This is a genomic window from Paenibacillus sp. 2TAB26, from assembly GCF_052115145.1.
Taxonomy (GTDB): Bacteria; Bacillota; Bacilli; order Paenibacillales; family Paenibacillaceae; genus Pristimantibacillus.
The window spans coordinates 107,843-120,357 of record NZ_JBFRGC010000012.1; the positions used below are offsets into that span (position 1 = coordinate 107,843).

Genomic DNA, 12,515 nt, shown 5'->3' on the forward strand with positions numbered 1-12,515 from the left:
GAGAGAGGTATTTTGATTCGTTCGGAAGGGAGGTGAAAGCTCGCATTTGAAGTTTACATCAAGGGGAGAATCAAAATGAAGCTATTCTGAGGTCATTCAATAACCAAAGGAGAATCGTCATGAAAATAAAAAAAAGATTGAGTATTTCATTAATCGCTATCATGCTCTCTACATTCATCTTGCAACTTGCTCCTCAATCCGCAGAAGCCAACACAGTATGGCCGAGGTCGCAGATCGTTCCGATTCCGTCTTCGGTGACCGGTACCCAGAATCCAGTCATTAGTTTGAACGGAACCTGGAAATTCACTATGTCGAAACCGGCTAATTTTTGGGAAAAATCGGTTGATTCATCCTCGTGGGATGACATTCAGGTACCAGGCGAAGCTTATATGCAAAACTTTGATGTTGAACTGAATCATGAATACCCTTACAAAAAGGTGATTGACGTTCCTGCAGATTACGAAGGCAAAACGGTCATCCTTCGATTCGAAGGGGTATACAGCTATGCGAGAGTATGGGTTAATGGGGAACTTGTCAGAGAACATACCGGCGGCTTTACAGCCTGGGATGCGGATATTACCAAGTATGTGAAGGCGGGGGAAGCGAACACGATTACGGTGGGCGTCACGAGCAAGTCGGATGATATCTCCAATGAAAATCAATATGCCAAACATAATGTTTTGGGCATATTGCGAAATGTTAAGCTTATCGCTTTGCCTCAAAACTATGCAACCCGTCTTCATGCATCTACGGATTTTGATGCGACCTATACAGACGCGACGCTGAAGGTTACGGGGGCGGTGAACTTTGGCGGCGCAAGCAGCGCCAAGCTCAATCTTAGCTTGAAGGATCCTCAAGGGAATGCCGTTGCGCTAAGCCCTAGTACAATCGACCTTACAACTTCTAATGCCGAGGGTACCGTAGAAATTCCCGTGGCCGCCCCTAAGAAATGGGATGCGGAGCATCCCAATCTTTATATCCTGACGGCTGAGCTGGAGGTTGAGGGATCTACCGTTCAGACCATGACGAAAAATATTGGATTCAGGGAAGTAGTTAAGAACGGAAATCAGGTATTCGTAAACGGCAAGGAGATCAAGCTGAGAGGCGTCAATGCGCATGATGTGCATCCATTATTGGGACGCGCTACAAACGATGAAATTGATGAAGCAACGGTAGCCAAATTTGCTGAAGCCAACATTAATCACATCAGAACCTCTCATTATCCAAAATCGGATGCTTTCCTTGATGCAACCGACAAGTATGGCATTTACGTGGAATCGGAAACCGCCGTCGTATGGCAGGGCGGAGAATGGGACGTGAATCCGAATTCAGTATCCGATCCGAACTACACGGATGAATATATGAACCAATTTTCCGAGATGATTGAAAAGGATAAGTCCCATCCGTCCATTATCATTTGGTCATTGGGCAATGAAACGAGTTGGGGAATCAATTTTTCAAAAGAACTTGAATATGTGAAAGCGGAAGATCCTACAAGACTGACCATCGTAAGCTGGGCGAACGGGGCTACTGATATTAGCAGCTTGCATTATCCTGCTTATAATGGCAATTTGGGGCCATCGACCACGCAACCTACATTGCACGACGAATTTGCCCATGTAAATAACTATAATACGGGTACCCAGCAACGAGATCCGAATGTCAGAAACTTCTGGGGAGAAAGCATCAAGCTATTCTGGGAAAACATGTTCACGAAGAAGGGGGCACTTGGAGGAGCGATATGGGCGTCTCCCGACGAAGTATTTATGTCGCCGGTTAAAAACTGGAGCGGTGGTTACGGAGGATGGGGAATCATTGACGGCTGGAGAAGGGAAAAGCCTGAATTCTGGCTGACCAAAAAAGCATACTCTCCAATACGCATAACGGATGCGGCTGTAGACAATCCGGGCAGCGGTCAAATGCTCAATATCCCAATAAAAAACTGGTTTGACCATACCAACTTGAATGAAGTTGCCTTTCATTGGCGTGTAGGCGAGGATTCAGGCAAAATTGCCGACCTAAACATAGAGCCGCATGGAAACGGTACGCTCGTCATACCGGCGCGCAACTGGAAAGTCGGCGAAATTTTGAATATTCAAGTCTATAATCAGTCATCGAAATTGATAGATGAATACAATTTGCCAATCGGGGGGTTGGATAAAACCTTCTCTACCGCTCAGGGCGCTGCTCCATCCGTATCCGAAGACGATTCAAACATTACTGTAATCGGCTCCAACTTCAGCATCGTATTCAACAAAACAACGGGTCAAATAAACAGCGGCTCTTACAACGAAGAAACCGTCATCGTAGGCGGACCAAGAATCAACCTGGCTCCAGTAGCTCTACCGAATTGGACTCTTTCGGACATCACCCATGCGGTACAAGGAAATGAGGCGGTTATCGGGATTTCCGGAGCATACGGCTCCATGGGCGTTACATTTTCGATCAAGATAGATGGTGCGGGACTTGTGACGACCGGGTACAAAATTACAAATCCGATTGCGGGGGCCAAAGAAACTGGTGTTATCTATGACGTATCGAGTTCAGTCGATCGATTGAGCTGGGATCGGAAGGGCTTATGGTCCGCTTATCCGTCCGACCATATCGGAAGAGCGACGGGAATCGCGAACAAAGTAAGCGGGAACGACGACACTTACAGGGTCAAGCCAACCTGGTCCTGGTCGCAGGATATGAAGGACTTCTTCCTCTACGGAAGCGACGATTTAGGCGATCGCGGAACAAATGATTTCAGAAGCCAGAAGGAATATATTTATTACGCTTCCGCTATTCTATCTGACTCTACTAGCCGAATAAGGGCAGAATCTGACGGTACGGCTGCCGTGAGGATGGAAATCAACAAAAAAATGGTTGACGATAGGGATACTTCCATCACATATAGCGGAACATGGTCAAATTATGATGATGGTGGAGATTACGGAGGAACGGAAACATTCAGCAATTCGGCAGGCGCATACGCTGAATACAAGTTTACAGGAACGGGCATAAGCTTCATTGGACCTAAGAACAAAAATTTGGGTACGATCGATATCTATCTTGACGGAGATTTGGTTGAAGAAAATTTGAACCTGAATACGGCAAGCAAAAATTACCAGCAACTGCTGTATACAAAAACAGGGCTTTCAAACGGCGAGCATACGATCAAAGTCGTTGTGAAAAGCGATTATGTAGTCGTGGATGCGTTTATGCCTATTAGTGATGATACAAAAAGTATCGCGATGATGATTAATAACCAGTGGGCCTACGATGACGTGGATTGGGGCAATTATGAAACCTATATTACCGTTCCTTCGGGTTACAGCAATACAGTTAAGATGAGACTTACCGACAACGACAGCTACAAGGAGGATATCGTTGTCGAGGGTGAAAGAGCAGTGCTGAACGGACCGGAAAAAGTGGAAAAAGGTCAATCATTTAAGATAGGGCTTGGCATGGAGAACATAGAGAAAGCAACTTACGCGCAAGACATCGTTATTGAATTCGACGCCGACGCGTTCGAGTTTGTGAAGGCTGAATCGCTTCTCTCTGGCTTAAACATTGTGAAAACAGTCAGCGACGTTCCGGGACAGGTACGTATTTTGGCGGCTGCTGAAGGGGCTCAGCATGGCATTCAAGGCGATGCAACCGTAATTGAACTTCAATTCGTCGCTAAGGATGTGGAGAAGAGCGGCAAGATTGGGGTCAAATCGTTTACGTTCGCTGACGCCGAAGGGACAGAGTATGCCGCAGAGACGGATTCCTTAGAGGTTAAAGTAGAAGCGGGTATAGTCGTTACACATGGCGACTTGAACGGAGATGGCAAAGTTAGCATCGGCGACTTGTCTATCGTAGCGGCGAATTACGGTAAAGTCTCGACTGATCCAAATTGGAACGAGAAAGCGGATGTTAATAAGGACGGCAAAATCGATGTTGAAGATCTTGCAGAAATCGCACGACTTATTACAGGTTAAGTTCGGATTATGTTGTAGATAGGAAGTCTGTTTTTTGAGAGGATCGTTCTCCCCTTTGATATCTAAAAGCGGGGAACGATCTTATCAAGTTTGGAGCAGCCCCTTTAATATTGTGTTACAAATTGTATCTTTTTGTATGGAGAAAGGGCCATGGCAATTGGACTAACTCGAAAAGGACGATGACGATGATACGAAAATTTATGATGTATGGATTTGCGGTTTCCATCTGCTCGATGATCTGGTTAACTCCTGCCTCCGCGCAAAATGCCTTGGATTTTAAGCTGAAGGCATCGATGGTGGAGTCGGCAAATAGTCAGTTTACGATCACATTGTCCGGAGAGCAAATCGAAGATTTGTACGCGTACGAGGCAAAGTTGGCCTTTGACCCTGAGAGATTGGAGCTGGTCAAAGCGGAGACCGACATCGAAGGATTCTCTGTGTCACCAATCGTGAAAAATGGGGAAATAACGTTCGCGCATACCAAAATTGGTAAGGTCAAAGGGGAAAAAGGGAAGCTGGATATTACGACGATGACTTTCAAGGCCAAAAAGGCCGGCACTTCCCAGGTGAAGTGGACGGCCATGAAAATCGTCGATCAGAATTTAAAGAGTCAGACGCTCTCCCCAAATATCGCGACAAGGTTTATGAAGCTGTTCGCAGATATTTCTGGACATTGGGCGAAGGCCGACATCATGGAGATGGTGGATCGTGGCGTCGTTTCCGGCATGAGCATGGATAGGTTCGCGCCGAACGACAAGGTGACTAGAGCGCAATTCGCGATGATGCTAGCGGGTGCGCTTAAACTCAAGGAGGGCTCTGGCAATCCATTCAAGGATGTGAAAAAAGGAGCATGGTACGAGGATTCGGTAAAAAAAGCTTACGCAGCCGGTATCGTTAAGGGAGCTTCCGCCGAATCATTTGAACCGGAGAAGGAAATCACCCGTGAGGAGATGGCGGTTATGCTTGTCCGTGCAAAAGCTTACGCTCTTGGCGTGAAGCCGGAAACGTTGAAAGAAGGAAAGCTGCCTTCATACTCCGATGACGGTTCCATCAGTGGATGGGCGAGGTCGTCCTTATCCGTAGCCGTGCAAGCGAAGTTAATGAAAGGCAGATCGGCTTCCTTGCTTGCGCCCAAGGGACATACGACACGCGCCGAATCGGCTGTCGTGCTCAAGCGGCTGCTTGCAAGTTTGTAATATAGCCGAGCAGGGTCTGGAGGAAAAGAACGTTTTCTTCATAACGGTGGCGGATGGAAATGTATTCTATGAACGACACACGAGGAGGAAATAAATGTGTTAAGGATGAAAGTGATGATGCTTGGCTTCGTTTTGCTTTTGCTGCTGTCTGGCATTCCGATTGTAGCGGCAGATGCCGAGAATAGTGAGACTGCCTATTACATCGATGACCTAAAGGGCTCAGATGAAAATGACGGCCGGAGTGAAAGCCAAGCGTGGCAGTCACTGGGCAAAGTGAATGCGACGACCTTTAAACCGGGCGACCGGATCTTGTTCAAAGCTGGAGGCAAATGGACGGGATCGCTAAGTCCCAAAGGATCGGGATTGGAAGGGAAATATATCGTCATCGGCAAATACGGCGTAGGCGACAGGCCATTAATCGAAGGCAAAGGCTTAGTAGAGAATGCTGTTTTCTTATATAACCAGCAGTATTGGGAAATCGGTCATTTGGAAATTACGAATAAAGGAGCCGCGCCTGCCGCTTCATCTCGGCGAGGCGTGCTCGTGTCGGGAGAAGACTTCGAGAAAGGCAGCGTAACGAATATCGCAGAAACGAAAACGCTGCGTGGCATCTTTATCCATGATCTGTACGTCCATGACGTGAACGGCGAGGATAAGAAAGACGTAAACGGTAGCTCCGGCATTCAAGTAAGCGTTAAAATTTCCGGTTTGGTGAATGGCGTTCCTGCAGCGGGTTCGGTTCATCAGCGCACTACGTTCGACGATGTCCGAATTATTAACAATGAGGTAAGAGATGTCTCGCGCTCTGGCATTATGATCTGGAACGACTGGAAGAACAGGCCGTTGCTTGGGGACGGCTTGGATTATGGGGAAAGCTCGCTGACGCCTTGGACACCGGTCACGAATGTCGTCATTCAAGGCAACAAGCTTTACAACATCGGTGGCGACGGCATCGTGCCGCATATGACCGATGGCGCTTTAGTCGAATACAACTTCCTGGATGGGTATAACCGTACTTCGACAGGTTACAACGCCGGCATGTGGACATGGGACGGCGATAATACGCTGTACCAGTTCAACGAAGTGACTGGCGGTTATTCGACGAGAGATGGACAGCCATTCGACTTCGATCATGCCACCCAAGGCATTATTTATCAATACAACTATACGTACAACAACGACGGCGGCACGTTGCTCGTCTGCGCGGACGGCAGGGGTGGCGGAGTGAAGGGCGGAATTTACCGTTACAACATCAGCCAGAACGATAAGTACCAAACCTTCACGATTTGCGGCGGCAGCAATGTTGAGAATGTCCAAGTTTACAACAACGTGTTCTATGTGAAAGAAGGCATGAATACGAACATGCTCGTCGGCCAAGGCGGAGGGGTCGACGTGTCCCTATTCAACAATATTTTCATTAATCACGGAACGGGTAGATATACGGCCAAGCCGACCTGGACCTATCACAATAACGCGTTCATTGGCAATAATGTGCCGTCGAAGGAGCAAATTCCCGATCCGTTTATGTTGACGGGAGATCCTAAGCTGGCTGATCCGGGCAAAGCCGGCACGGTACTGAACAAAATCGGTCCGATCATTCCCGAGCAAGTCAGCTGGGCCGAGCTGAACGGCTATAAGCTGTCCGACGGCTCCCCGATGATTAACGCGGGACGATTCATCGGCGTTATGCATAATCCGGGAACTCGTGATTACTATAACAACCTGATTTATAACGGCATGCCCGACGTAGGCGTACATGAATTCGAAGCAGTAAAGTATCCTCATGTTGATCCGTACGAGCCAGTCATTCCCAAACCGCAAGCCGTCGTTAAAAATGGGGATTTCGAGAATACGGCCGAGCATGGAAATTCGAATCCGTGGCAGTGGCAATGGAATGCAGGCATTCTCAATGATGGCAACGCGCATGGAGGCAGCTATGCCGGATATTTAAAGGAAGTGGCAGGCGGCGCTTCGATTGAGCAGCAAATTGCCGTATCGCCAGATACGAAGTACCGCATCGGCGCATATGCCAAATCGGGAGGCACGGACCAAAAGCTATATTTGGGAGTGAAATGGACAGATTCGGCGACCGGCGATAAAAGCGTGCAAATTCCGGTAGAGTCGGCCGAATATGCCTTATACGAACTGGAGTTTACGACGGGAAGTCAAACGTCGGGCGTAACGATGTACTTCTGGAAGGAATCCGGTTCCGCGAAGAAAAGCTACATCGATGACGTGAGCATTGCAGAGGCCATGCTAGAAGAGTCGCCGTACACTTCGCTTAGCGGTCCAGCCACTGTTGAGGCGGGAAAACCGTTTACGGTTAAGCTCGGATTAAAGAACATCTCGGTGGAGGCATACGCACAAGATATTAGGATGAGCTACGATGCGAATGCAATGGAATTTTTGTCGGCTCAATCTGTGCAGGATGGGCTGAGCATCGTCGAGGCAAAGAATAGCGATGGTACGCTGCGTCTCATTATCGCCAGCGAAGGCGCAGCTCATGGCATAAAGGGAACGTTGGATGTTGCCGAACTGATCTTCAAGGCCAAATCCGTTTCGCAAGAAACTGTAGGCAAGATTACGGTAACGGATGCGACGCTTGGAGATGTCGCAGGTAATGAAACGAAAGCGGAAGCTTCGTCTATCAGCATTAAAATAACGGCTTCTCCGGTAGGCATCCCAGGCGACGCCAATAACGACGGCAAGATCAGTGTCGGCGATTTGGCGATTGCGGCGGTGAACTACGGAAAAACGTCGCAAAGCTCCGATTGGGACCAAATCAAAATCGTGGATATGGATGCCAACGGCATTATCGACATTTCCGACCTTGCCTCAATCGCGAATAAAATAGTGAGCTAAGTAAGGAAGGGAAAGAGGCGCAGGCTTCTTTCCCTATACTAAGTTAGAGGTTACTTCTGGGCAAAGAGCAGTAGCATATAAGATAGGGGAAATTGGACTCATTTAACCTGCATACAAATAGTGGACGAGGAAGGTGTAACAACCTATTGCTTCTCCTCGAGACCAGCAAAAATAAGCGAAGCTTAATATTTTCTCAATAGCGCCGGAAGCACGAAAGCATTGATCGTCTCATGCAAATGCTCGCTTGTGACAGCTTCCGAGTGCTTGACCACATAGATACTCGCACTTTCTAGCATACCGAGTAAGCAGGCAGCTGCGAGCTCGAAGTTCAGTTTGTTTAATTCCCCGTCATTATGCCCCTGGCGGAGGACTTCAGATAAGAAGACGATATAATTCTGCTTAATTACACCGATCCGCTCTAATATATCTGGCTCGATTCCGTTCGTAATCTCGTTAGAGATAATATGAATGAGCTCACCGTATTGTAAGAACAACTCGATATGCTTGCTAACGATTTTTCGGATTTGCTTATCGGCGGTCTCGTCTTCCTGCAGCACGTCCTCGATTTTCTCCATAAGCATTTGAAGTCCGTCAGTCACGATTCTCTCGAACAGCTCACCTTTGCCCGAGAAATGATAGTAAAGCGTGCCCTTAGCTACGTTGGCTTCTTTGGCGATATCGTCCATGCTCGTCTTGTGATAACCGAATTCGGAAAAAAGTTTGATTGCGGCATCGATAATTTTATTTCTGCTCACCTTACTATCGGTCCCTTCCTAGGTATTGATTTTCCCTAGAGTATACCATATGTCGGGGAATTAACCGATTCTCAGCGTCCTTCTTCCTCCACCTGAATGCTGCAAGCAAAGATAACCTGCTGACGATCCTTCTAAGCCAGACCATTCATATCCACTCTCAGCGGAGGTTAGCATCAAGTCTGCGGACTGCATGGCTTTGATATCCGGAAAATAGATTCTCGTCGGTACGTCGACGCCGGCATCCTCATCCCACTCCATCTCGAAACGGTTGTGATTGCGATCATAGGAGTAGCTCAAGATTTTCCCTGCGACGGCTGCAGGAAAGCCGCGGCACACGCCGTTAAAGGAGCTGAACTGATCCATCTCGGGGTACAAATAACACCAGTAAATATCACCGCATATCATTCGTTCAAAGTTTTTCTGAACATCAAGACACGCTTGTTCCGCCTGGTGGGATTCGCCATAAGCTCCCCATTCCCCGATGACCATCGGCATGTTCAGCCTGTTCTGGGTTTGTGCGTGATTGTCGAAAATAAAGTCTATACGACGGCTATTAGCAACGTGCACGTAATCGGAATCTGTAACCAAATCGTAGCCATGCGGCGCATACGCCTGCTGATCATCTGGTTGGCCGTTTGGCCCGACGACTGGTTGGATCGAACTGGTCACTCCCAGATTAGAAAAGTAATTCGTTTCAAGAAACAGAATTCGGTCAGGATCGGCTTCGCGAATGGCTTGGCCCGTCTTCTGGAAAAAGGGAGAGAGCACATCCCGTTCGAAAACGACCTGCGCGGGTGCTGTCGCATGCATGACTTGGCGGTAAACATCGATGGAATCCAGCAAACTTAGTGCCTGCAGCTTCTTCTCGGGATCGAGCCATACGCTCAGTAGCTCTTCCATGTTAGGAGGGAGCTGTCCCGTTAGTTTTGCTGCTTGTTCACCGTATGCAGCAAACATGCCTTGAACCATTTCCCCGACTTTGGAGCCGATGAAGGGTTCGTTCATCATATCGTATCCGATGAGATTAGGCTCGTCGCGAAGCCTTTCGACGACGAAACGCCAAGAAGATACGTAGTGGTCCTGTAAGCCGACGCCATCGGAAGCTGGGGTGTTGTTCCAGAAGTGGTCGAATGCGGTTTGAACCGCCCGGTCGAACAGATAGGCATCGCTCCAGAGATCGGTTCGGGCATACTTATGGCTGTCGGTCAATGTAGCCCATGCAGGGGCGCCGTCCGCGTATAGCGAGCTATACAAATCTTGGTGCATATCGAGAATGACGTACAGGCCGTATTGATCGGCGAGCTGTATCATCTCCCTGACGTTATCTACGTATTGGCCATTGAATTGTCCAGGCGACGGTTCGATTCCGTCCCAAATAATTCCCAGCCGGATGACGTTGAATCCCCATTGCTTTAATTTTAGAAAATCCGTCTGTGTCCAATCATCGATATATCCTTTTTCTTTTTCCTTACAAACCATGCTTATGCCGTGAAGAATGACTTGGCGTCCTTGAGCATCAATGAAACGAGAGCCTTTTGTTGTCATGCTTTTCATATGAATTCCTCCCTTATTAAGAATTGTACTGACTAGTCAGTTTAATCTTAAAGGGTGGATACCGGGAATGTCAATCTGAAATTCAAAGAGAGGTTATTAGCTAGGCTTGGCTTGGCGTTAATCGGCCGATTGAAGTTCTACTGATGAGAACGGCTCCTCGTTAGCCGGAATGATCGTATAGCAGTCATTGTCTAGATCAATCTCGACGATTGTACCGTCTGCGTACGTGCTGCGTTGTTTGCGCCAATTACTTCCTTCAATAAATTCGTGACTCATCATCTCAAGAACCCCTACAAGCTGATGAAGCCGAGCTAGCGTCCGAACGATCGGAATCTCTTTGTCTGAAGGTTGGATCGACAGATAAGGGACGCCGGCATTCAACAAACCATGAAGTGATCCGAGATCGGTCTCTGGGATTCCCCAGTCTCCTCTATTCAAAGACCAAGGCACAATGATCGCATCATGATAGACAAGGGAAAATAAAGGGGTTGAAACGCCGATGCTTTTACCGCCTCCAGGGTCCGGATCAAGCGCATAGGGAGCATGATGGACGAGATCCAGCGCAGGCATTGCCCAATCTGCGGGCTCCTCCGAGCTGACCAGCATCCCTCTAGAGCGGATTTCCTCAAAACAGGAGGCACGGTAAGCCAAGCATTCTGTTCTGGTCATCCGATGCCCCGGATCATAGCATTCATCCCCAGGCACTACGGCGAAGACATCGATGTAAACGCCATCCGGGTGGATACCGTTTTCTTGCAGCAGATCGTGATTGCGCTCAACATAGCCTTTGGACAAACTTGTACAAAGCCAGCTGTGGGCGCCTCCTGCCCAGTAGTCGGAAAATTCCTGCTTTCCTTTCCTATCCTTAATCGTCAGATTAGGGTCGTAGGAAGCGGCATCGTGATAGAAGTCGCGGTAATTGTCGTGCAGCGCAAGTAGAATCTGTTCCGCTCGGCAAACCTCTTGAAGCTTACGGAATCCTTCCCATCCACCACCTTTAGGGGTTGGCGGGAGGACGTCAGGATGAAGATTGTCGTAGCCATTAAGCCCCCACCCATCCACGTGAACATAGAGCTTGCCGGCATATTTTTCTTTGAGCGCTGTGAGCTGTCGAGCCCGCTCTTCGAAGGATACGGCATAGTCGTTCAGCTCGGGATTTTCCTTATCGAAATAATAAGAGTTTGGTGCAATGCGAGTATGCACGCTCGTGTGTACGATGGCAGAGCCGATTAAAGCAGATAGTTGCGGATTCTGCACTTGCTTCTCTGTCAATGTGTGTAATTTTCCTAGGCTGCGTACATATTGGCGATACATCTTAGCCATAACGACATAGCTCATATCTTTCGCGAAGCGGATGCGCAGTCTCCGCGCAGCGCTGAAGCGCTCAAGCGAATGAAGCCATACGACTTCTGCATGCGTGTGCACAAGTGGAATATGCTCGATGGACAATCGGGCGTCTGCCGGCGTATCGATGATGGATAGATAGCCACTCCCATCTTTAACCTGCCCCCACCACGGCATATAGGCATCCCTACTGAACATCATTCCTTGATGATATCTACGGATAGGCTGCGGCCAATTTCCCGGAATTAAGTAGCCTTGCATGGCCGGCACGACCGTATAATCACTCTCGCGAGCACTGGCGTAATGGAAAGTACCGGGCCAGACGACTTCGCATACGTCTTTACCTTCGCTAACTTCAAGCACTTCAAACACGAGTTCGCCGTGATGTGTGTTCATCAGAACGGTAACAACCGTTTGAATCCCGCTGGCAATCCCGTCCTCGGAAGAATGATTAAGCTGAATGCGGACGCCTTGGAAGTAGCCCGACACGATCGGTGTGAAGCTTTTGTTCTCAGCCTGACTAAGAGGGATTTGAACTCGACCAGTATCCTCGAATCCTAATGCCATACTCGCGGCTTCGGGAACGGTTTCCCACGTGGTGTCTCCCGTATCCACGCGCACAATTAGACTTCTCTTGTCTAGTGAAACCTTCATGCCGTTGTTTTCCATCATGAATAACTGCTCCGTATTTTGGATGGTCATATCACTGTTCCTTTCTAAAATAGATGGTGATGTCCCTTAATCTATCACTTAAAGGGGGAATCAACTATATCGCTTTATTAAGATCATTACGAAAAAATGGTGCTATAGGGTTGTTCGGTTAAAAATTTGAAAGG

At 48.2% G+C, this 12,515-nt stretch carries 6 protein-coding genes; 3 read left to right on the top strand and 3 right to left on the bottom strand.

What is annotated here, in order from left to right; genetic code table 11:
• Positions 1–119 precede the first annotated feature (119 nt).
• The 3 genes from AB4Z50_RS15525 (at position 120) to AB4Z50_RS15535 (ending at position 8,026) form a co-directional block, all read left to right on the top strand.
• A complete protein-coding gene (locus tag AB4Z50_RS15525; protein ID WP_441880383.1) occupies positions 120–3,968 on the top strand; it encodes a glycoside hydrolase family 2 TIM barrel-domain containing protein in 3,849 nt (1,282 codons plus the stop codon).
• A gap of 179 nt (positions 3,969–4,147) precedes the next feature.
• The gene (locus AB4Z50_RS15530; protein WP_441880385.1) at positions 4,148–5,164 is read left to right on the top strand and encodes an S-layer homology domain-containing protein; all 1,017 of its coding nucleotides are present in this window, start codon (positions 4,148–4,150) and stop codon (positions 5,162–5,164) included.
• A gap of 105 nt (positions 5,165–5,269) precedes the next feature.
• Complete coding sequence (locus AB4Z50_RS15535) at positions 5,270–8,026, top strand: cohesin domain-containing protein (RefSeq protein ID WP_441880606.1); 2,757 nt, start codon at positions 5,270–5,272, stop codon at positions 8,024–8,026.
• 182 nt (positions 8,027–8,208) lie between these two features.
• On the opposite strand, the gene AB4Z50_RS15540 is transcribed toward AB4Z50_RS15535, so the two are convergent.
• From AB4Z50_RS15540 to AB4Z50_RS15550, 3 genes are all read right to left on the bottom strand, one after another.
• A complete protein-coding gene (locus AB4Z50_RS15540; protein WP_339204308.1) occupies positions 8,209–8,781 on the bottom strand; it encodes a TetR/AcrR family transcriptional regulator in 573 nt (190 codons plus the stop codon).
• 60 nt (positions 8,782–8,841) lie between these two features.
• Positions 8,842–10,335: a cellulase family glycosylhydrolase gene (locus AB4Z50_RS15545; protein WP_441880387.1), complete on the bottom strand. Its 1,494-nt coding sequence runs from the start codon at positions 10,333–10,335 to the stop codon at positions 8,842–8,844.
• A gap of 117 nt (positions 10,336–10,452) precedes the next feature.
• Positions 10,453–12,381, bottom strand: a complete 1,929-nt coding sequence (locus AB4Z50_RS15550) for a DUF5696 domain-containing protein (protein WP_441880389.1) — start codon at positions 12,379–12,381, stop codon at positions 10,453–10,455.
• Positions 12,382–12,515: the final 134 nt, after the last annotated feature.

Coding starts and splice junctions, on each gene's coding strand:
- AB4Z50_RS15525 (WP_441880383.1), top strand. CDS start 120: ATGAAAATAAAAAAAAGATTGAGTATTTCATTAATCGCTATCATGCTC.
- AB4Z50_RS15530 (WP_441880385.1), top strand. CDS start 4,148: ATGACGATGATACGAAAATTTATGATGTATGGATTTGCGGTTTCCATC.
- AB4Z50_RS15535 (WP_441880606.1), top strand. CDS start 5,270: ATGAAAGTGATGATGCTTGGCTTCGTTTTGCTTTTGCTGCTGTCTGGC.
- AB4Z50_RS15545 (WP_441880387.1), bottom strand. CDS start 10,335: ATGAAAAGCATGACAACAAAAGGCTCTCGTTTCATTGATGCTCAAGGA.
- AB4Z50_RS15550 (WP_441880389.1), bottom strand. CDS start 12,381: ATGACCATCCAAAATACGGAGCAGTTATTCATGATGGAAAACAACGGC.